The organism is Tistrella mobilis (assembly GCF_041468085.1).
In the GTDB taxonomy this organism is placed as follows: domain Bacteria; phylum Pseudomonadota; class Alphaproteobacteria; order Tistrellales; family Tistrellaceae; genus Tistrella; species Tistrella mobilis_A.
The window spans coordinates 1,592,843-1,612,999 of sequence record NZ_CP121017.1; the positions used below are offsets into that span (position 1 = coordinate 1,592,843).

General features: G+C 68.1%; 15 protein-coding genes and 2 pseudogenes. 9 read left to right on the forward strand and 8 right to left on the reverse strand.

The window, feature by feature from the left end; genetic code table 11:
* Positions 1–19: 19 nt before the first annotated feature.
* Positions 20–1,234: a LeuA family protein gene (locus P7L68_RS13080; protein WP_372006057.1), complete on the reverse strand. Its 1,215-nt coding sequence runs from the start codon at positions 1,232–1,234 to the stop codon at positions 20–22.
* 211 nt (positions 1,235–1,445) lie between these two features.
* Between P7L68_RS13080 and P7L68_RS13085 the strand changes: the two genes are divergently transcribed.
* The 6 genes from P7L68_RS13085 (at position 1,446) to P7L68_RS13110 (ending at position 8,447) form a co-directional block, all read left to right on the forward strand.
* Positions 1,446–2,372, forward strand: coding sequence for a LysR family transcriptional regulator (locus P7L68_RS13085; RefSeq protein ID WP_372006059.1), 927 nt, complete (start codon positions 1,446–1,448; stop codon positions 2,370–2,372).
* A 108-nt stretch (positions 2,373–2,480) separates the two neighbouring features.
* Positions 2,481–2,978 (forward strand): NAD(P)H-dependent oxidoreductase subunit E, encoded by a 498-nt coding sequence (locus P7L68_RS13090; RefSeq protein WP_372006061.1) that lies wholly within the window; start codon positions 2,481–2,483, stop codon positions 2,976–2,978.
* Positions 2,975–4,531, forward strand: a complete 1,557-nt coding sequence (locus P7L68_RS13095; protein WP_372006063.1) for a formate dehydrogenase beta subunit — start codon at positions 2,975–2,977, stop codon at positions 4,529–4,531. The genes P7L68_RS13090 and P7L68_RS13095 overlap by 4 nt, the downstream gene beginning before the upstream one ends.
* An 11-nt stretch (positions 4,532–4,542) precedes the next feature.
* Positions 4,543–7,383 (forward strand): formate dehydrogenase subunit alpha, encoded by a 2,841-nt coding sequence (gene fdhF, locus P7L68_RS13100; protein ID WP_372006065.1) that lies wholly within the window; start codon positions 4,543–4,545, stop codon positions 7,381–7,383.
* The gene (fdhD, locus tag P7L68_RS13105; protein WP_372006067.1) at positions 7,370–8,197 is read left to right on the forward strand and encodes a formate dehydrogenase accessory sulfurtransferase FdhD; all 828 of its coding nucleotides are present in this window, start codon (positions 7,370–7,372) and stop codon (positions 8,195–8,197) included. The genes fdhF and fdhD overlap by 14 nt, the downstream gene beginning before the upstream one ends.
* Before the next feature lie 16 nt (positions 8,198–8,213).
* Positions 8,214–8,447, forward strand: coding sequence for a formate dehydrogenase subunit delta (locus P7L68_RS13110; RefSeq protein ID WP_062761983.1), 234 nt, complete (start codon positions 8,214–8,216; stop codon positions 8,445–8,447).
* 42 nt (positions 8,448–8,489) lie between these two features.
* Here the strand turns inward: P7L68_RS13110 and P7L68_RS13115 are convergent.
* Positions 8,490–8,600, reverse strand: a pseudogene (locus P7L68_RS13115) (IS630 family transposase); the annotation flags it as partial.
* A 92-nt stretch (positions 8,601–8,692) separates the two neighbouring features.
* On the opposite strand from P7L68_RS13115, the pseudogene P7L68_RS13120 reads away from it, so the two are divergent.
* Positions 8,693–9,854: pseudogene (locus tag P7L68_RS13120) on the forward strand (IS3 family transposase).
* 154 nt (positions 9,855–10,008) lie between these two features.
* Here the strand turns inward: P7L68_RS13120 and P7L68_RS13125 are convergent.
* The 6 genes from P7L68_RS13125 to P7L68_RS13150 all read right to left on the reverse strand — a co-directional run bounded on the left by P7L68_RS13125 (position 10,009) and on the right by P7L68_RS13150 (position 16,987).
* Positions 10,009–10,428: a hypothetical protein gene (locus P7L68_RS13125; protein WP_372006069.1), complete on the reverse strand. Its 420-nt coding sequence runs from the start codon at positions 10,426–10,428 to the stop codon at positions 10,009–10,011.
* Positions 10,429–10,641: 213 nt separating this feature from the next.
* The gene (locus tag P7L68_RS13130) at positions 10,642–11,784 is read right to left on the reverse strand and encodes a serine hydrolase domain-containing protein (RefSeq protein WP_372006071.1); all 1,143 of its coding nucleotides are present in this window, start codon (positions 11,782–11,784) and stop codon (positions 10,642–10,644) included.
* Positions 11,785–11,828: 44 nt separating this feature from the next.
* Entirely contained in the window at positions 11,829–13,649 is a 1,821-nt protein-coding gene (locus P7L68_RS13135; RefSeq protein WP_372006072.1) for a dipeptide ABC transporter ATP-binding protein, read from the reverse strand.
* Positions 13,646–15,178 carry an aldehyde dehydrogenase family protein gene (locus P7L68_RS13140; protein ID WP_372006074.1) on the reverse strand — a complete coding sequence of 511 codons (1,533 nt, stop codon included), beginning with the start codon at positions 15,176–15,178 and terminating at the stop codon, positions 13,646–13,648. The genes P7L68_RS13135 and P7L68_RS13140 overlap by 4 nt, the downstream gene beginning before the upstream one ends.
* Positions 15,179–15,216: 38 nt before the next feature.
* A complete protein-coding gene (locus P7L68_RS13145) occupies positions 15,217–16,572 on the reverse strand; it encodes an NAD(P)/FAD-dependent oxidoreductase (RefSeq protein ID WP_372006076.1) in 1,356 nt (451 codons plus the stop codon).
* A complete protein-coding gene (locus P7L68_RS13150) occupies positions 16,559–16,987 on the reverse strand; it encodes a Rid family hydrolase (protein ID WP_372006079.1) in 429 nt (142 codons plus the stop codon). The genes P7L68_RS13145 and P7L68_RS13150 overlap by 14 nt, the downstream gene beginning before the upstream one ends.
* A gap of 282 nt (positions 16,988–17,269) precedes the next feature.
* Here P7L68_RS13150 and P7L68_RS13155 point away from each other — a divergent pair, with 282 nt between their 5' ends.
* On the forward strand, positions 17,270–18,409 hold the full coding sequence (locus P7L68_RS13155) for an NAD(P)/FAD-dependent oxidoreductase (RefSeq protein WP_372006081.1): 1,140 nt from the start codon (positions 17,270–17,272) through the stop codon (positions 18,407–18,409).
* Positions 18,410–18,497: 88 nt separating this feature from the next.
* Positions 18,498–20,156: a peptide ABC transporter substrate-binding protein gene (locus P7L68_RS13160; RefSeq protein WP_372006083.1), complete on the forward strand. Its 1,659-nt coding sequence runs from the start codon at positions 18,498–18,500 to the stop codon at positions 20,154–20,156.
* Position 20,157: the final 1 nt, after the last annotated feature.

Consider the following 20,157-nt stretch of genomic DNA (forward strand, 5'->3'; position numbering starts at 1 on the left):
CGGGCAGGCGAATACGGGATCAGCCGGGAAGCCCGGTCCCGCTGTCGGCGACCTCGCGATACAGCGCCACCAGCGCACCATGATCATTGAAGCGATCGGGCGTCGGATCGGCCGCGAGCCGGTCGCAGACCGCATCGATCTTGTCGATGTCGATCACCACCCCGGCCTCGGCCAGACGGCGGGTGATGGCATTGCGCGGCGTGCCGCCGACCATCACCGCATTGGGGCGGGCCGCCGTCACCGGCCGCACGGGCCAGGCCTCGGCGGTGCGTGTCCAGCCGAGATGGGTGGGGGCGGTGACGGTACGGGCCTCGGCGCCCAGCAGCGGCTTCGTCGGCATCAGCGGCAGGTGGATCATCTTGCGCAGGGCATGGGCGGCCTCGATCACCGGCTCCAGCGCCACATCGGTCGCAAGCCCCATGCGCGGGCCGTTGAGGCGCAGCTGGGCGATCGCCTCTTCGAGCGCGGTATTGCCGGCCCGCTCGCCGATGCCGCAGAGCGTCGCCTGGAAGCTGTCGGCGCCTGCCTCCAGCGCCGCCAGCGTGTTGGCGAGTGCCAGCCCCATATCGTCGTGGCAATGGGCCGAGAGGATGACATCCGGCCCGACCCAGGACCGCATGGCGCGGACCAGGGCGGCGAATTCATGCGGCAGCGCGCAGCCGACCGTATCGGGGATCGCAACCGTTCGGGCCCCCGCCTCGACCGAGGCCTTGAGCAGGCGTTCCAGGTAGGGCAGGGAGCCGCGGGTGGCATCTTCCGGGGCGACGGCGATGTCGTCGAAACCCAGAGAGGCCGCATGGCGCACGCTGCGCACCGCTTCCTCGATGGCCTCTTCGGCGGTGATCCGGCGCTTGTGCTCCAGATGGATTTCCGAGCCGACCAGCAGGATCTCGATCTGGGCATTGCCGCTGGAGCCCAGCCCATCGGCAATGACGTCGATATCGCGTTCGGCCGCGCGACAGAAGGCGCAGATCTTGCTGGCCCGGGGCCCCCGGGCCATTTCGCGGAAGGCTTCGAAATCCTCGCCCGACGAGGCCGGAAAACCGCCTTCGACCAGATCGAGACCCAGCGCATCCAGCCGGCGGAACATCGACACTTTCTGCTCGGCCGACATCACATTGCCCGGCGCCTGTTCGCCATCGCGCAGTGTGGTGTCGAAGACCATCACCCGTCGCGGCTGGGGGGCGGTGGCGGGCTGGCGGATGTGAACGATGCCGTTCTCGGTGATGTCCATGGCTTGCCCCGTCGCTGGCTGCTGCCGATGATGCCGAACCCTTTGATCGTGGCGTGGTCCTGCATGTACAACCACTGGTACATATACCTGATGGTTTTGTCGATCCAAAACTTGCTCTCGTCTGACGCGATGATGCGGGGCCCGGATTGGCAGGCGGGGATCGGGGCGTTATCACTGCATGTCGCCCCCTTCATCCGAGGAGCCCCCCCCTGTGATCGATCGGCTGGAGTTCCTGCTGGCCCTGTCCCGCGAACGCCATTTCGGCCGCGCCGCCCAGGCCTGCGGCGTGTCGCAGCCGACGCTTTCCGCCGGGGTGAAGGCGCTGGAAGACATGCTCGGCACCATGCTGGTCCAGCGCGGCTCGCGCTTTCGCGGCTTCACGCCCGAGGGTGAGCGGGTGCTCGACTGGGCCCGGCGGATCGTCGGTGATGCGCGCTCGATGCGGCAGGAGATCGATGCGCTGAAGCGCGGCCTGTCGGGCACGCTCAGGATTGCGGTCATCCCCACCGCCCTGGGCATCACCCCGCGGCTGACCACCGGCTTCCGCATCCGCAACCCTCAGGTCCGTTTCGCCATCCGTACCTGCACCTCTACCGAGGTGTTGCAGCTGGTGGATGATCTCGCGGCCGAAGCCGGCATCACCTATCTCGACAACGAGCCGCTCGGCCGGGTCGGCACCGTGCCGCTCTATCGCGAGCGCTATCACCTGCTGACCGCGGCCGACAGCCCCGAGGGCGCCCGCGCCTCGGTCGCCTGGGCAGAGGCCGCCCGGCTGCCGCTCTGCCTGCTCAGCCGTGACATGCAGAACCGGCGGATCATCGACGGCATGCTGGCCGCGGCCGGCGGCGATGCGGCGCCGCTGCTCGAATCCAACTCGGTCTCGGTGCTCTCGGCCCATATCCGCACCACCCGCTGGTCGACGATCATGCCGGTGGGGCTGGCCGAGGCGCTGGGGCTGGTCGGCGACGGCCGGATCAATGCCGTGCCGCTCGTCGATCCGGATGTTTCCCATCAGGTCGGGCTGGTCGTACCCCAGCGTGAGCCGATGATGCCGCTGACCGCAGCCCTGGTCGCGGAAGCCCGCCGCCTGGTGGCCGCCGACAGCGCGTCGATACCCCAACTCCGATCGCAACGATAGGAAAAGCTGATCGTGTAACGGAAACGCGATATTGATGCCGCGCCGGCCCGGGGCCATCCTCAACCTCAGAGGACTTTCGCCCAGGACAACCAGAAAACGGGCCGGGGAATGACGCGATACGACAGCTGGACGCCCGAAAAGGGCGCCCTGATCATCGGTGATATGGCAGCAGAGGGGCGGACGGCCCTGTTGCCGATCCTGCACGAGATCCAGGCGGGTTTCGGCCATGTGCCGGCCGAGGCGGTGCCGATGATCGCCGAGGCGCTGAACCTGACCCGGGCCGATGTTCACGGCGTGGTCAGCTTTTACCACGACTTCCGCGAGACGCCTGTGGCGCCCCGGGTGCTGAAGCTCTGCCGGGCCGAGGCCTGCCAAGCGGCGGGTGCCGACCAGGTGGCCCGCCGGGTGGCGGAACGCACCGGCCTTGCCTGCGGCGAGACCTCGGCCGATGGGGCGCTGGCGGTGGAAGCGGTCTACTGTCTGGGCCTTTGCGCCACGGCGCCGTCGGCCATGCTCGAAGGGCCGGGTGTCGAGGGCGGCCGACGGCTCGGCGCCCGGCTGGGCGGGCCCCGGCTCGAACGCCTGATCGACGAGGCCGTGCGATGAGCGTGACGATCTATCTGCCCAAGGATGCCGCCGCCCTGGCGCTGGGTGCCGACGAGGTCGCGGCCGAACTCACCCGCCTTGCCCGCATGGCGGGGCGTGACCTCAATCTGGTGCGCACGGGCTCTCGCGGTCTGTTCTGGCTGGAGCCGATGATCGAGGTCGCAACGCCTGCGGGCCGCATCGCCTATGGCCCGGTCGAGGCATCCGATGTCGAGGGTCTGGTTGCGGCCGGTCTGTTCGAGGGCGGGGCCCATCCTCTGCGGCTCGGCCCCCCCGCCGCCATTCCCTTTCTTGCCCGCCAGACCAGGTTGACCTTCGCCCGCACCGGCATCGTCGATCCGGCTTCGGTCGAGGATTATCGCGCCCATGGCGGCTGGGCCGGGCTTGAACGCGCGCTGGAGCTGGGGCCCGAGGGGATCGTCGAGGAGGTGGTGCAGTCGGGCCTGCGCGGCCGCGGCGGGGCCGGTTTCCCGACCGGCGTGAAATGGCGCACGGTCGCAGCCGCGAAGGCACCGCAGAAATACATCGTCTGCAATGCCGACGAGGGCGACAGCGGCACCTATGCCGACCGGATGATCATGGAGGGCGACCCCTTCGTGCTGATCGAGGGCATGGTCATCGCCGGTATCGCCGTCGGCGCCACTCGCGGCTATGTCTATCTGCGCTCGGAATATCCGCATGCTGCGGCGGCTTTCGCGCTGGCGCTGGACGAGGCCCGCAGGGCCGGGTTCCTGGGCGCGCGCATCGGCGGCTCGGCCCATGATTTCGACATCGAGCTGCGCATGGGTGCCGGCGCCTATGTCTGCGGCGAGGAGACCGCGCTGCTCGACAGCATCGAGGGCAAGCGCGGCCAGGTCCGTGCCAAGCCGCCTTTGCCGGCGCATCAGGGCCTGTTCGGCCGGCCGACGGTGATCAACAACGTCATCTCGCTCGCCAGCGTGCCCTTCATCCTGGCCGAGGGGGCGGCGGTCTATCGCGATTTCGGCATGGGCCGGTCGCGCGGCACCATGCCGATCCAGCTGGCCGGCAATATCCGCTTCGGCGGGCTCTATGAAACCGCCTTCGGCGTGACGCTGGGTGAACTGGTCGACGAGATCGGCGGCGGCACCGCCAGCGGCCGGCCGGTGCGGGCGGTGCAGGTGGGCGGGCCGCTGGGAGCGTACTTCCCCCGCGCCTTGTTCGACACGCCCTTCGATTATGAAGCCTTCACGGCGGCCGGCGGGCTGATCGGCCATGGCGGGGTGGTGGTGTTCGACGACACCGTCGACCTGCGCGCCCAGGCGCGGTTCGCGATGGAATTCTGCGCGATCGAAAGCTGCGGCAAGTGCACGCCCTGCCGGATCGGCTCCACCCGTGGGGTGGAGGTGATCGACCGGATCGGGGCGGGGGATCCGAAACAGATCACCCTGCTGCGCGACCTCTGCGAGACCATGAAGTTCGGATCGCTTTGTGCACTGGGCGGTTTTGCCCCCTATCCGGTGCTGAGCGCGCTCGATCATTTTCCCGAGGATTTCGGCGTGGGGGCGGCCGGGTCCGCCGCCGCGGCCGAATGAGGAGACCGGACATGTCGCTGATCCACGAAACCGATTACGGCACCCCGGCTTCGCACGCCACCGCCATGGTCCGGCTGACCATCGACGGCCGCGAGGTGGAGGTGCCCGAGGGCACTTCGATCATGCGGGCCGCGACCGAGGCCGGCGGGGCGATCCCCAAACTGTGTGCCACCGACATGCTCGATGCCTTCGGGTCGTGCCGGCTGTGCCTGGTGGAGGTGGAGGGACGCAACGGCACGCCGGCCTCCTGCACCACGCCGGTGGCCGACGGCATGGTGGTCCACACCCAGACCCCCCGGTTGCAGAAGCTGCGCCGCGGGGTGATGGAACTCTACATCTCGGACCATCCGCTCGACTGCCTGACCTGCGCCGCCAATGGCGATTGCGAATTGCAGGACATGGCCGGCGCCGTGGGGCTGCGCGATGTCCGCTACGGCTATGACGGCGCCAATCATCTGGTGGCCGAGAAGGACGTCTCGACGCCCTATTTCACCTATGACCCGTCGAAATGCATCGTCTGCTCGCGCTGTGTCCGGGCCTGCGAAGAGGTGCAGGGCACCTTCGCGCTGACCATCGAGGGCCGCGGCTTCGGCTCACGCGTCGCGGCCGGCCAGGGCGAGGCCTTCTTCGACAGCGAATGCGTCTCGTGCGGGGCCTGCGTCCAGGCCTGCCCGACGGCGACGCTGACCGAGACCACGGTGATCGAGATCGGCCAGCCCGAACGCTCGGTCGTCACCACCTGCGCCTATTGCGGGGTGGGCTGCACCTTCAAGGCCGAGATGCGCGGCGAAGAGCTGGTGCGCATGGTGCCCTACAAGGACGGCAAGGCCAATCGCGGCCATTCCTGCGTCAAGGGCCGCTTCGCCTGGGGCTATGCCACCCATCGCGAGCGCATCCTGAAGCCGATGGTCCGTGAGCGGATCACCGACCCCTGGCGCGAGGTGTCCTGGGACGAGGCGATCGGCCATGTCGCCCGTGAATTCCGCCGCATCCAGGCCAAATACGGCCGCACGTCGATCGGCGGCATCACCTCGTCGCGCTGCACCAATGAAGAGACTTTCCTGGTCCAGAAGCTGATCCGCGCCGGCTTCGGCAACAACAATGTCGACACCTGCGCCCGGGTCTGCCATTCGCCGACCGGCTATGGCCTCAAGACCGCCTTCGGCACTTCGGCCGGCACCCAGGATTTCGATTCGGTGGAGCAGTCGGATGTGGTGATGGTGATCGGCGCCAACCCGACCGACGGCCATCCGGTGTTCGGATCCCGGCTGAAGAAGCGGCTGCGCCAGGGCGCGAAGCTGATCGTGGTCGATCCGCGCCGGATCGATCTGGTGCGGACCCCCCATGTCGCCGCCGCCCATCACCTGCCGCTGCGCCCGGGCACCAATGTCGCGGTGCTGACGGCGCTGGCCCATGTCATCGTCACCGAAGGCCTGGTCGACGAGGCGTTCGTGCGCGCGCGCTGCGACATGGAAAGCTTCGGCGCCTGGGCGGATTTCGTCGCCGACCCGGCCAATGCGCCGGAAGCCGTGGCGCAGTATACCGGCGTCGACCCCGAGGAGATCCGCAAGGCCGCCCGGCTCTATGCCACCGGCGGCAATGCCGCGATCTATTACGGGCTGGGTGTCACCGAGCACAGCCAGGGCTCGACCACGGTGATGGCGATCGCGAACCTCGCCATGGCCACCGGCAATATCGGCCGGCCGGGCGTGGGCGTGAACCCGCTGCGCGGCCAGAACAATGTTCAGGGCGCCTGCGACATGGGCTCGTTCCCGCACGAGCTGTCGGGCTATCGCCATGTCACCGACGATGCCACCCGCCAGATGTTCGAGGAACTCTGGGGCGTGGAGCTGGATCACGAGCCGGGGCTCAGGATCCCGAACATGCTGGATGCCGCCGTCGGCGGCAGCTTCAAGGGGCTCTATGTCCAGGGCGAGGACATCCTGCAATCCGACCCCAACACCGCCCATGTCGCGGCCGGGCTGGCGGCGATGGAATGCGTGGTGATCCAGGATCTGTTCCTGAACGAAACCGCCAACTACGCCCATGTCTTCCTGCCCGGCTCCACCTTCCTTGAGAAGGACGGCACCTTCACCAATGCCGAACGCCGCATTCAGCGGGTCCGCAAGGTGATGTCGCCACGCTCCGGCAAGGCCGACTGGGAGATCACGCTCGACATCGCCCATGCCATGGGCTTCCGCATGGACTATGGCCACCCGTCTGAGATCATGGACGAGATCGCGCGGGTGACGCCGAGCTTTGCCGGTGTTTCTTATGCCCGGCTCGACGAGCTGGGGTCGATCCAGTGGCCGTGCAACGAGACGGCGCCCCTGGGCACACCGGTGATGCATGTCGACGGTTTCGTGCGCGGCCAGGGCCGGTTCATGATCACCGAATATGTGCCGACCGACGAGAAGACCGGCCCGCGTTTCCCGCTGCTGCTGACCACCGGCCGGATCCTCAGCCAGTACAATGTCGGCGCCCAGACCCGGCGGACCGAGAATGTGCGCTGGCATGAAGAGGATTTGCTGGAGATCCACCCCCATGATGCCGAGGAACGCGGCATCCGCGACGGCGATCTGGTGAAGCTGCAGAGCCGCGCCGGCGCCACTGCGCTCAAGGCGCTGATCACCGACCGGGTGGCGCCGGGCGTGGTCTACACCACCTTCCATCACCCGATGACCCAGGCCAATGTGGTGACCACCGACTATTCCGACTGGGCGACCAACTGCCCGGAATACAAGGTGACCGCGGTCCAGGTCTCTCCCTCCAACGGCCCCACCGACTGGCAGGCACGCTATGACGATTTCGGCCGTCAGAGCCGGCGCATCGTGGTCGATGCAGCAGAGTGACCGCGACCAGCGGCCTCTGGTGGGGGTGACGCCCACGGGCTGGCACGAGGCCCGTGTCAGCCGGCGGGCGCGTACCATCCCCGACGAGGTGGCGGTCGCCTTCACCTACAACCAGAGCACCCATGCGGTGATGATGGCGAGCCCGGCCGATCTGGAAGATCTGGCCGTGGGCTTCAGCCTGAACGAGGCGATCGTCGAGCATCCCGGCCAGATCGAGGAGATCCGGGTGGCGGTGCTGGAGGACGGCATCGATCTGCGCATCCGCCTGGATGCCGACCGCGCCGCCGGGCTGATCGAACGCCGCCGCCATGTCGCGGGGCCGAGCGGCTGCGGGCTCTGCGGCATCGACAGCCTGGCCGGCGCCATGCGGCCGCCGAAGACGGTGGGGGCGGGGCTGCGGCTGACGCCCGATCAGGTGCTGGCGGCGCTGGACGCGCTGGGGCCGCATCAGATCTGGGGGCGGGAGAGCCGGGCGATGCATGCTGCCGGCTGGTGGCATCCCGATCGCGGCATGGTGCTGGTGCGCGAGGATGTCGGCCGGCACAATGCGCTCGACAAGCTGACGGGCGCACTGGCGCTGGGCGGCCTGCCCGCGGCCGAAGGCGTGGCGGTGATCACCAGCCGGGTTTCGATCGAGATGGTGCAGAAGGTGGCGATGGCCGGGATCACGGTGATGATCGCGGTCTCGGCACCGACGGCGCTGGCGATCCGCACGGCCGAGACGGCCGGCATCACCCTGGTCGCGGTTGCCCGCGCCGATGGTTTCGAAGTCTTTACCGGGGCCCGGCGGATCGCCGGCCTCGACCTGTCCTGAGGAAAGCTGACCGCCGATGTCCCCCGACAAGCTGGTGATGATGGCCAACCAGATCGGCCGTTTCTTCGTGGCCCAGGGCCCCGATCAGGCGGCCCAGGGCACCGCCGAGCATATCCGCCAGTTCTGGGACCCGCGGATGCGCGCCGCGATCCTGGAGCACCTGGCCGCCGGCGGCGAGGGTCTGGACCCCCATGTCCGCCGCGCGGTGGAGATGCTGCGCGACGGCGGGGGAACGGCTGCCGGCGCTTAGATCGGGTTCCCATCATTCTAGTTCATAGCCCGCCGCCGGAACCTTGTGGGCGGGCAGGTCGTCCATAACGACGATATCGCCGGGCCGCAGGGTCGGGATCAGAACCTGTTCGACATAAGCGAGGAAGGCAGCACCGCCCACGGCGCCATCGATTGGCGCCGATCTGGTGGGAGTGGACAATTTGACCTGCTCCCCGAAACTTCTCCCATTTTGAGGTAGAGTCCGTCATCGAAAGGACGACGGACATAAAGCGCAGCAGGTTCACGGAAGAGCAGATCATCGGGATCTTGAAGGAGCAGGAGGCCGGCGCGAAGACGGCCGATGTCTGCCGGCGTCACGGCATTTTCGGACGCCACCGCCTACAATTGGAAGGCCAAGTACGGCGGTCTGGAAGTGTCCGAGGCCAAGCGGCTGAAGGCGCTTGAGGGCGAGAATGCGCGGCTGAAGAAGCTGCTGGCCGAAGCCGTGCTCGACGACGCCATGCTGAAGGACATCGCCTCAAAAAAATGGTGACGCCCGCTGCGATGAGATCGGCCGTCGCTCATCTTCGTGCTTCGCACAATGTGAGCGAGCGGTGGGCGTGCCTGGTGCTGGGCGCGGACCGCTCTTCGGTTCGCTACCGCTCGATCCGACCTTCGAGAGATCACCTGCGCGGCCGGCTGCGCGCGCTGGCGGCGGAGCGGCGCCGCTTCGGCTATCGCCGGCTCGGTATTCCGCTGGCCAGGGAGGGACCGGCGATGAATCACAAGAAGCTGCTCCGGCTGTACCGGGGCGAGACGCTGCTGGTGCGCCGGCGTGGCGGGCGCAAGCCTGCGTTGGGCACGAGGGCGCCGATCGGGCTGCCGGAGGGACCCAATGAGCGCTGGTCGCTGGATTTCGTGTCCGACGCCTTCAGCGATGGCCGCCGACTTCGCATCCTGGCCGTGGTCGACGATTTCACCCGCGAATGCTTGCGCCTGGTGCCCGACACCTCGCTGCCAGGCGCGCGTGTCGTCCGGGAACTGGACACGATCGTCGCACGGCGAGGCCGACCGGCCACCATCGTTTCCGACAACGGCTCCGAACGGACCAGCACGGCGATCCTACGCTGGTGCCAGGAGCGCGGTAGCCCGTGGCATTACATCGCTCCGGGGAAGCCGACACAGAACGCGTTCATAGAGAGCTTCAATGGCAGGCTGCGGGACGAATGCCTCAACGAAACCCTCTTCACGTCCTTGGCCCAGGCCCGTTCTGGCGGCCTGGCAATTCGACTACAATCGCGGGCGGTCACATTTGAGCCTGGGCGGCGCAACGCCCGCCGAGGTGGCCTCACGAACGGCACCGCAATGGGATGCGGGGCATGCCCCGCATCCCATTGCCATCATCGCCCATCAAGGGCATCAATTAACGAAAGGGCTGTGCTTCTGATTGTAAGAAAGAAGGGCAGCAGGTCAGGCTCAGGCTGTACCCACTATTCGTCCGACAACCAGATAAAGCTGAGACAGCATGTTCTTCGCATCTGCAGGCCACTGGAATCACATGATGAACTCATTATCAAGAGGTGGTTGGGTGGACCCTGGAGCTAATTCGAAATAAATTTCAGTCTGAACAGCGAAGAATTCCCCTCTCCTGAATATTTATTATCGATGCCGCTGATGGTGCCTTTTGACAGGCCGTCTGCTACTGCGGCCTCAACAGCCGGAAGACTCTGGTATTGGGGGTACAGATCCGGAAATTGCTTAGCATATCGCCACAGACGCCAAGCATCAAATCCAACTTCATACCGATTGGCAAAATCAAAATCTACTTCATGATCATTGTATTCTACTGTGCACCCAACGCCATGCATAGAATATGTGATACCGGCCGTCAGATTTTCATTTTGTGGAATTGCGCCACTTCTCCATGCCCGGACCAGATCTCGTCGATTATATTTTTTCTCAAAAAGCACCAGACATTCTTCTATCTCTGAAAGATATTTGACAACCAATTCTGTGATCATCCTCTTCATCTCCAACATGGCGGCTATGGGGCGTCGCGCGGTCTGGACGATATTACCCACCTGATGTTGACGGCGAAGGATAAGATGTGTTCAGCCCGGCTCTTCAGCATGGGGCCCTGCGCAGACCTGCGTAAGAGATTCGTGATACGTCCGTCGCAAGGGACTCGGCTCGTGAAAGTCGTCTGTTTTACTCAAGCCACCCGGTGCATGCGATCAGCTCAAAGCCCAGGCAATAGCCGCGAAGAAGGCGTCATCGTCGATTTCCAGCCGGCGTTTGTAGCCGGGTTTGGATCGCGCGCTCGCCACCACGACCACCAGGCCCCGGGCGGGGTTGATGTGGATGTACTGGCCATAGATGCCCTCGGCCTGGAAGCTGCCGGCCAGGATCGGATCGTCGAGTTCCGGCACCCACCACATATAGCCATAGGGGATGCGGCGGCCGTCGATCTCGTACGGGCTGCCGGCCTCGTCGCGCCAGCCGGCGGGCAGGATGGAGCGGCCGTCGATCCGGCCGTCGTCCAGCACGAACTGGCCGAAGCGGGCATAGTCCGAAAGGGCCGCATTCATGCCGCTGCCCGAGATGGTCATGGCGCCGGGCGCCTCGCACCACCAGCGGGCATCATGGGCCATGCCGATCCGCGACCAGATCCGGCTTGAAAGATAGTCGGTGAGGCGCATGCCGGTCGCGGCCTCGACCACCGCCGCCACCAGATAGCTTTCGCCGGTGTTGTAGGCCCAGGCCCCGCCGGGTGGCGTTGCGGCGGGCAGGCCGGTCATGAAGCCGATGATCCCGCCCGGCTGCCAGCGGGCCTGAACCTCCAGCAGCTGCCGGCGGTCCGAGGTTGGATCCACATAGTCTTCATTCCAGCGGATGCCCGAGCACATCCTGAGCACCTGGCGGAGCGTGACCGCGCGATAGCCGCCGCCGAGGGGGACGTATCTGGTGACCGGGTCGTCGATCGAGCCGATGGCGCCCTCGGCGATCGCCACGCCCACAAGCGTGGAGGCGATCGATTTGGCGAGCGAGCAGGAATGCCAGAGCGTATCAGGTGTTACGCCGCGCTGGCAGATCTCCGCCACCCGCCGGCCGTCCTTCAGCACCACCAGCCCGGCGACGGCGTTGGTCGCCAGATAGTCGTAAAGGTCGAAGACGCGGCCCTTGTCCCGGATCGCGAGCGGCGGCAGGCCGCTTGCCGGATGGTCTTCGAAAGCCCGCACCGGGCCGGAACCGCGGGAGATGATGCGGGTCGGGAACCAGCCGGTGTCGCCGGTCATGGTCCGGATCATCTCGTCGGGCAGCAACTGCCCGTCATAGAAGCGGGTGAGATGGGTGCGGGCGGTGGCGGAGATGGCCATGTCCGGTCGTCCTCGTCGGATCTGAGAGCAGGCGGTGCGGCCTGTCAGGCCATCACGAAATGGCCGGGCGAAACTTCGTCATACCGGCGGGGCGGCGGCTCCCAGCCGGCGGGGCGCAGCGGGCTTGCGATTTCGGCGGGGGCGATGTCGCGGCGGCGGAAGCGCGCGGCCGGGTCCGCCACCGGCACGGCGTCGAGCAGCCGGCGGGTATAGGCGTGGCGGGGATCGTAGAGCACCGCCGCGCGCGGCCCGATCTCGACGATTTCACCCAGATACATCACCGCCACCCGATGGGCGACGCGCTCCACCACACCCATGTCGTGGGAGATGAACAGATAGGCGAGCCCGAGACGGGCCTGCAATTCCAGCATCAGGTTGATCACCTGGGCCTTGATCGACACATCGAGTGCCGAGACGGCCTCGTCGGCGATCAGCACCGAGGGTTCGGGCGCAAGCGCGCGCGCAATGCACAGCCGCTGGCGCTGCCCGCCCGAAAACTCCCGCGGCCGCCGCCCGGCCATGTCGGGGTCGAGCCCGACCAGGGCCAGCAGTTCCGCGACCCGTGCCCGGGCGGCGGCACCGCGGGCAATCCCGTTGATCTCCAGCGGTGCCGCAATGGCGGCGCCCACCGAATGGCGGGGGTTCAGGCTGGAGAAGGGGTCCTGGAACACCATCTGCACCCGGCGTACCGCCTCGCGACGCGAGAGACCGGCAAGCGGCCGGCCGTCGACCAGAACCTCGCCGGCATGGGGGCGGGTGAGCCCCATGATCGTGCGGCCAATGGTCGACTTGCCGCAGCCGCTTTCGCCCACCAGGGCCAGGGTCTCCCCCGGTGCGACCGTGAAGGACACGTTCTCCACCGCATGCACCGCCGGCCGTCGCCGGGCGAACAGCCCGCCGCCGGTCAGATAGCGCGTGGTGAGGCCGCGGATGTCCAGCGCCGGTGCCGCCGCATGGTCGGGGGTCACGGCAAGCGGTGCCGCCGGCGTGGCGGCACCGCTCTCGGGATCGATCGCATCGAAGGGGGTCGGGCGATCGATCGTCCGCATCGCACCCAGCCGCGGCACAGCGGCGAGCAGGGCGCGGGTATAGGGCTGTTGCGGGGCTGCAAAGATCCGGGCGGTGTCGGCCGTCTCGATCAGCGCGCCGCGGCACATCACCACCACCCGGTCGGCGATTTCGGCCACCACGCCCAGATCATGGGTGATGAACAGCACCGACATGCCGTCTTCCGCCTGCAATTCGCGGATCAGCCCCAGGATCTGGGCCTGAATGGTGACGTCGAGCGCCGTGGTCGGTTCGTCGGCGATCAGCAGCTTCGGCCGGCAGGCGAGCGCCATGGCGATCATCACCCGCTGGCGCATGCCGCCCGAGAAATTGTGCGGATGGTCGCCAAGGCGCGAGGCCGCGGCCGGGATCCTGACGCGGTCGAGCAGGCGCACCACCTCGGCATCGGCGGCGCGGCGGTCCAGACCACGATGCAGCATCAGGGCCTCTGCGATCTGGAAGCCGATGGTCCGGACCGGGTTCAGGCTGGTCATCGGCTCCTGGAAGATCATCGACATCCGGCCGCCGCGCACCCGGCACATGGCGGGCTCCGGCAGGGTGGTCAGCTCGCGGCCCTCAAGGCGGACCGAGCCGGTGACCCGGCTGGTTGCGGGCGGCAGAAGGCGCATCGCCGCCATGGCGGTGACGCTCTTGCCCGAGCCGCTTTCGCCGACCACCGCCACGGTCTCACCCGGGCCGACGCTGAGCGAGATGTCGCGCACGACGCTGGTCCAGCCGGCGGGCCCGCGAAAGGCGACACCCAGCCCGTCGATCGCAAGGACGGGCGCGAGGCCCGGCGGAGAGGCCGTGCCGGTCATGCCGCCCCTCCATGCCTGCGGTCGACCGGCGTCTTCAGGCCGATCCACACCGTCTTGACCTGCTGATACTGCGCCATCGCTTCCCGGCCCTTGTCGCGGGCGAGCGAGCCCGACTTGCCCCAGCCGCCGAAGGGCGTTTTGACGTCGCCTTCGGTGAAGCCGTTCACCGCCACCGTGCCACAGCTGAGCCGGCGGGCGAAATGGAGCGCGCGGTCGATGTCGCGGGTGAAAACCGTGGCGTGCAGGCCATATTCGGTACCGTTGGCGACCGCCAGCGCCTCGTCCATGCCGTCGACCGGCAGCGTGCCGAGGACGGGGCCGAAGATTTCCTCACGCGCGATCGACATCCCGGCCGTCAGGTCGCCGAAGACCACCGGGGCGAGGAAGCTGCCGCCGTCCAGCGCCGGATCGACCCGGCCGGTATGGACCAGCCTCGCCCCCTCGGCCCGGCCGCGCTCCAGATGGGCCAGCACCCGGCGGCGATGGCCGGCGGAGATCATCGGCCCCATCTCGGTCGCAGGGTCGAGCGGATCGCCCGGCGCCAGCGACTGAAGCCGGGCCACGATCCGCGCCAGATACTCGTCCTGCAGGCGGCGCGGCACGATCTGGCGCATATTGGCCGAGCAGTTCTGCCCGGCATTCCAGAAGGCCGCCGTCACCGCATGGTCGATCAGCTCAGGGGTGAGGTCGGCATCGTCGAGCACGATGAACGGGCTCTTGCCGCCCATCTCCAGCCCCACGGTCTTCAGATTGCTGCTGCCGGCATATTGCAGGAACAGCCGGCCGACCTCGGTGGAGCCGGTGAAGGAGACCGCGTCGATATCGCCATGCTGGCCGATCAGCCTGCCGGTGGTCTCCCCCGGGCCGGTGACGACGTTGAGCACGCCCCCGGGCAGCCCGGCCTCGATCGCAAGTTCGGCCAGCGCCAGGGTGGTGAGCGAAGTTTCTTCGGCCGGCTTCACCACCACCGAACAGCCGGTGGCGAGCGCCGGGGCCAGTTTCCAGGCCGCCATCAGCAGCGGGAAGTTCCAGGGCAGCACGGCGCCGACCACGCCGATCGGCTCCCGCATGATCAGCGCACAGGCCGCCTCACCGGTTGGGGCGATGTCGCCATAGCTCTTGTCGATCGCCTCGCCATACCACTGGAAGAAGTCCGGCACCTCGCCGCCGATCTCTTTCAGGCAGTCGCTGACCGGCTTGCCGCTTTCCAGGCTTTCCATCACCGCAAGCCGGGGCGCCGCGGCGCGGATCAGCCCGGCCAGCCGCAGCAGCACCTCCTTGCGCCGTTCGGGCGTTGCCCGCGACCAGACCCCGTCGCGGAAGGACCGGCGGGCGGCGGCAACCGCCCGGTCGACCTCGTCGGCACCGCAGAGCGGCAGGGTGGCGAGTACGCCACCGGTCGCGGGGTTGAGTGTTTCGAACAGGGCGCCGCTGCGCGCCGCACCCGGTGCGCCATCGATGAAGGCCCGCGACGGCAGGCGCAGCTCCGCGGCGATCCGCCGGGTGTCTTCGAGGGTCGACCAGGTCATGGGCGCAGGCTCCGTAGAGGGGAGGAGGATGAAGGGGTTCAAATGCCCGCATACGGGCGGCGGAAGGTGCCGCGGGCGAAGCGATCGGCGGTGAAGGGGGTGATGTCGACCGGTGCCGGCCGGCCCAGGGCCAGATCCGCCAGCACCCGGCCGACCGCGGGGCCCAGGCCGAAACCATGGCCTGAGAAGCCGGTCGCGATCAGCAGGCCGGGCGTGGCGGCGGGGGCGTCGATCACCGGCAGGGCATCAGGCATCACATCGATGGCCCCGGCCCAGGATTTGACGATCCGCGGCATGCCGGCGGTGGGGAAAAGCGCCGCGAAGCTTCGCGCCGCATCCCGGACCCGTTTGGGGTTGGCCCGGATTTCGGGTGCGCGCGGTCGCAGGCTCCGCTCGGCGGCCGGTTCCGCCAGGCGCTCGATCAGGTCATCGGCGAAGGGGCGGCCGAGTTTGAGCGAGAAGGCCCGCCGGCGTTGGATCAGCTCGCGCAGGAAAAAGCCGGCGGCACGGAAGGAATCCAGGGTGAGGTCCACATCGGTACCGCCATCGGTGGCGATGATGCAGGAGCCGTCGGGCCGCTGGCGCAGGCCCAGACCCGCGCCCACGAAACAGGGCAGATCCAGATCGGCCATCGGCGCGGTCAGGGCCACGGTGCTGCGCACGGTCTTCTGCGGCAGGGCCGGAACCAGCCCGGCAAGCAGGCGATGGCTCCGCGCACCCGCCGCGCAGATGACGGTGGAGGTGGCGATCCGGCCGTGCTCGGTGACGACGCCGCTGATCCGGCCCGCCTCGGTCTCGATCGCCCGGGCGCCGCAATCCTCGATCAGCACGGCACCGGCCGCACCGGCGGCGCGGGCGAAGGCCATGGTCGCGAGCAGCGGTTCGGCCTGGCCGTCGCCTGCCGCCAGGATGCCGCCGGCCGTGGGGCAGCCGAGGCCGGGGAAGCTCTCCGCCACCTCGGCCGCGCTCAACAGGCGGGTGTCGCGGACCCTGTCACCGGCATCGGCCAGCCAGCCGGCATGGGCCGCCTGTTCGGCCTCATCGGCGGCGATGAACAGGCAGCCGCGCTGCCGCCAGCCGGTGTCGTGGCCAAGCTCACCCGCAAGTGCCGGCCAGAGCGACAGGGCAAGCCCGGCCAGCGGCAATTCCGCCGGATCGCGGCAGAGGCTGCGCACGAAGCCCCAGTTGCGGCCGGATTGCTGCGAGCCGATCCGCGCCACATCGAGCAGCACCACCGTCTGCCCGGCCCGGGCAAGATACCAGGCGGCGGCGCAGCCCATGATGCCGCCGCCCAGGATCACCGCATCTGCCCTGGCGGGCAGCGGCTCGGCGCCGCCCTGCAGCCGGGCGAGGGTGTCGGCAGGGGCGTGTCCCAGAAGACTAAGCGACGGCATCGAGCACGGCATCCATATCCATCTCGACCCGGATGTCGGGGTCGAACAGCCCGGCCTGAACGGTGGTGCAGGCGGGATCGATGCCGCGGAAAGCCTCGGCATAGCCGTCCATGACCGCGTCGTAATCCTCTGCGCGGGCGATGTAGATCCGCACCCGCACCACATGCTGCAACCCGCCGCCCGCCTGGGCCAGAACGGCGGCGGCATTGCGGAAGATCTGGGCGGTCTGGGCCGCGGCACCCTCGGCCAGCACATCGGCCGTGTAGTCATAGCCGGTGGTGCCCGATATCCGGACCCGGTTGCCGGTCACCACCGCCCGGGCATAGGCGTAGCGCCGTTCCCAGGCGCTGCCCGAATAGAGCCGCCGGCCGGTCGAAGGCGGGGTCGAAGACACGGGATGGGGGAAGTCGGTCATCTCTGGCACCGTCGCGGGTTGAACTCCGCCATGAGGATCGGAGACCGGCGCGGCTGCCGTCGATGTCAAAAAATCGCGCCTGGGGTGCAATAAATCGAACGGCCCCCGCAGGCGGTTCTGCCCGATGAGGATCCCGGCGCGAGACCACCCCGTCTGACACCTGTCCGAAATTTATTGGGGGGCGCCTGCGATTTATTAGAATCGACACCTGCTCGGGCCCTGCGATCCAATTGGCTCCGCCGATCGACGGCGACGAGACAGCCTCAGGGAGAGCGGACGGATATGCGTGCGGACTTCGTCATCATCGGTGGTGGCATATCGGGGGCGGCGGCGGCCTTCTTCCTGTCGGAAGCAGGGCGGGTGGTGCTGATCGAGCAGGAGAGCCATTTCGGCACCCACAGCTCGGGCCGGACCGCGGGCCAGTTCACCGTCGGCATCTCCGCCGACATGATGCGGGCGGCCGCTGCCGCCAGCCGCAGCTTTTTCCAGACCCCGCCCGAGGGCTTCGCCGAGGGGCCGCTGATCAGCCCGCGCGGCAGCCTGACGGTTGCGCGGCAGGACCGGTTGGCCGTGCTCGACCGGCTGGAGGCACGGATCGCCGAGGCCGGCGGCAGGGCGGAGCGGCTGGGCCGCGCCGGCGCGCTCGCGGCCTTTCCGGCGCTGCGCCCGGAAACGGTCGACGAGGCGGTGCTGGAGGTGGATGCGGCCGATATCGATGTCGACCGCCTGCTTCAGGGATATCTGCGCGGCGCCCGCCGCAATGGTGCCTCGACCGAAACCGGTGCTGCGGTGACCGCGATCCATCGCGAGGGCGGGCTCTGGGTGGTCGATACCGCGACCGGCCGCCACGAGGCGCCGGTGCTGGTCAATGCCGCCGGCGGCTGGGCCGACCGGGTGGCGGAACTGGCCGGGGTGGCGCCGATCGGCCTGACACCCTATCGCCGCACCGCCTTCACCTTTCCGCTGCTTCCGGCACCAGACGGCGGGAGCCTCGGGGGTGACTGGCCGCATGTCACCTCGGCCGACTACGACTGGTACGTCAAGCCCGAGGCCGGCTGCTTCATGGGGTCGCCCGCCGATGCCCACCGGGTTCAGCCGGGCGACATGTATCCGGAAGACCTGGACATCGCCCTCGGTATCCATGCGATCGAGCGCGACACCACGCTCACCATCCGCCGGCCGCTCGCCAGCTGGGCCGGCATGCGCAGTTTCGTGGCCGACCGCAACCCCGTCTGCGGCATGTCGGGGGCGGCGCCCGGTTTCGTCTGGCTGGCGGGGCAGGGCGGCTGCGGCGTGCTGACCTCGCCGGCTCTCGGCCGGGCCGTGGCCGCGGTTGCCTGCAACCGGCCGCTGCCCGACGAGCTCGACGCCTGGGGGCTGCGCCTTGCGGCGCTGTCGCCCGACCGGCTTGCGGCCGGCTGACGCCCTCTCTTTCCCCCGCGCTGCCCTATGACCGGCAAAAAGCCGGCACGATCGACCAAAAAAGAAGATCCATCGGGAGACTTACGTCATGCAGACGCCTTCGCTTTCGAAGCGCAGCTTCCTGAAACTCTCCGCGGCGGCGGGGGTGGCCGGCGCGATCGGTGGTATGGCCGCGGGGCCGCTCCGCGCGCTCGCCGCCGGCCCCGAGCCGCGCCCGGGTGGCCAGGTGATCGCCGGCATCTCTCAGGAGCCGACGGTGTTCAACCCGCTGATGCCGGGCAGTGAATACGACCAGGGCATCTGGTGGCAGCTGTTCAGCACGCTCTGGTATATCGACTCCGACGGCACGATCGTGCCGGACCTGGCGGCGGAACTGCCGACGGTCGCCAATGGCGGGCTGTCGGCCGATGGCCGGATCTGGAAGATCAGGCTGCGCAAGGGCATCACCTGGCATGACGGCACGCCCTTCACCGCCCATGACGTGAAATACACCCTCGATCTGATCAACAACCCCGACTTCAAGGTGCGCAACCGCGTCGGTCATTCGCTGCTGCGCAATGTGACGGTCACCGCCGATGACGAACTGCAATGGGTGCTGGCGGAACCCTTCGCACCCTATATGTCGGTGCTGTCGCTGACCTTCATCGTGCCCCGCCACATCCTGGGCAAGGCGGACGACCCCAACACCGCGCCCTTCAACACCGCTCCGGTCGGCACCGGCCCGTTCCGCTGGGGGGAACGCCGGGCGGGCGAACATGTGCTGCTGGAGAAGAACCCCGCCTATCACGGCGACGGACCCTATCTCGACCGGGTGGTGTTCCGCTACATCCCCGATCAGACCATGCTCTACACCCAGTTCCGCAGCGGCGAGATCGATTATCTGGGCCTGTCCGGCCTGCAGCCGGCCTTCGATACCGAGGCCCGCGCCCTGCCGGACCGGCGGATCGTGGCGGCGCCGGCCCCCTTCGTCGAGCACATCGCCCTCAATCACGGCTTCGCCCCCTTTGCCGACAAGGCGGTGCGCCAGGCGCTCTATCTGGCGATGAACCGCAAGGCACGGCTGGAGGCGATCTATCACGGCCGGCCGATCGAGACCGAATCCTACGTCCCCCACGGCCATTGGGCCTTCGATGACGGGCTGCCGAAGCACAGCCACGACCCGGCGGCGGCGAAGGCACTGCTCGACAAGGCCGGCTGGCTGCCCGGCGCCGACGGCATCCGTCAGAAGGATGGCGTGCGGCTGGCCTTCACCAATTCGACCAGTGCCGGTTCCCAGTCGCGCGAACAGGCCCAGCAGCTGCTGAAGCAGGACTGGCGCGAGATCGGCGTCGACATGACGATCGAGAACATGCCGGGTGCGGTGATCTGGGGCGAGTTCTGGCAGAAGTCGCAGTATCAGTCGGTGATGGTGGCGTCCAACTTCCTGCAGGGCAGCGACCCCGACGTCACGCCGCGCTTCTCCAGCAAATCGATCCCGGCCCAGGGCGGCAGCGGCCTCAACACCTATCAGTACCGCAATGCCGAGGTCGACGGGCTTCTGGAGCGCGGCACCCGGGAGGTGGACCAGGCGGTGCGGCGCAAGATCTATCAGCGTCTGCAGCAGATCATCCGCGAGGATCTGGTCTTCCTGCCGGTGTCGCAGTCGGTGATCGTCGAGGGCGTGAAGGCGAAGCTTACCGGCTACCGTCCGAACATCAATGCCTCGTCGAACTGCTGGAACATGCGACACTGGTTCTGGGCGGCGTGAC

Excerpts from the sequence above, each read along its gene's own strand:
- P7L68_RS13140 (WP_372006074.1), bottom strand. The coding sequence starts at position 15,178 with ATGACCTGGTCGACCCTCGAAGACACCCGGCGGATCGCCGCGGAGCTG.
- P7L68_RS13150 (WP_372006079.1), bottom strand. The coding sequence starts at position 16,987 with ATGACCGACTTCCCCCATCCCGTGTCTTCGACCCCGCCTTCGACCGGC.
- P7L68_RS13090 (WP_372006061.1), top strand. The coding sequence starts at position 2,481 with ATGACGCGATACGACAGCTGGACGCCCGAAAAGGGCGCCCTGATCATC.
- P7L68_RS13110 (WP_062761983.1), top strand. The coding sequence starts at position 8,214 with ATGTCCCCCGACAAGCTGGTGATGATGGCCAACCAGATCGGCCGTTTC.
- P7L68_RS13095 (WP_372006063.1), top strand. The coding sequence starts at position 2,975 with ATGAGCGTGACGATCTATCTGCCCAAGGATGCCGCCGCCCTGGCGCTG.
- P7L68_RS13080 (WP_372006057.1), bottom strand. The coding sequence starts at position 1,234 with ATGGACATCACCGAGAACGGCATCGTTCACATCCGCCAGCCCGCCACC.
- fdhF (WP_372006065.1), top strand. The coding sequence starts at position 4,543 with ATGTCGCTGATCCACGAAACCGATTACGGCACCCCGGCTTCGCACGCC.
- P7L68_RS13135 (WP_372006072.1), bottom strand. The coding sequence starts at position 13,649 with ATGACCGGCACGGCCTCTCCGCCGGGCCTCGCGCCCGTCCTTGCGATC.
- P7L68_RS13160 (WP_372006083.1), top strand. The coding sequence starts at position 18,498 with ATGCAGACGCCTTCGCTTTCGAAGCGCAGCTTCCTGAAACTCTCCGCG.
- P7L68_RS13125 (WP_372006069.1), bottom strand. The coding sequence starts at position 10,428 with ATGATCACAGAATTGGTTGTCAAATATCTTTCAGAGATAGAAGAATGT.
- P7L68_RS13145 (WP_372006076.1), bottom strand. The coding sequence starts at position 16,572 with ATGCCGTCGCTTAGTCTTCTGGGACACGCCCCTGCCGACACCCTCGCC.
- P7L68_RS13130 (WP_372006071.1), bottom strand. The coding sequence starts at position 11,784 with ATGGCCATCTCCGCCACCGCCCGCACCCATCTCACCCGCTTCTATGAC.
- P7L68_RS13155 (WP_372006081.1), top strand. The coding sequence starts at position 17,270 with ATGCGTGCGGACTTCGTCATCATCGGTGGTGGCATATCGGGGGCGGCG.
- fdhD (WP_372006067.1), top strand. The coding sequence starts at position 7,370 with ATGCAGCAGAGTGACCGCGACCAGCGGCCTCTGGTGGGGGTGACGCCC.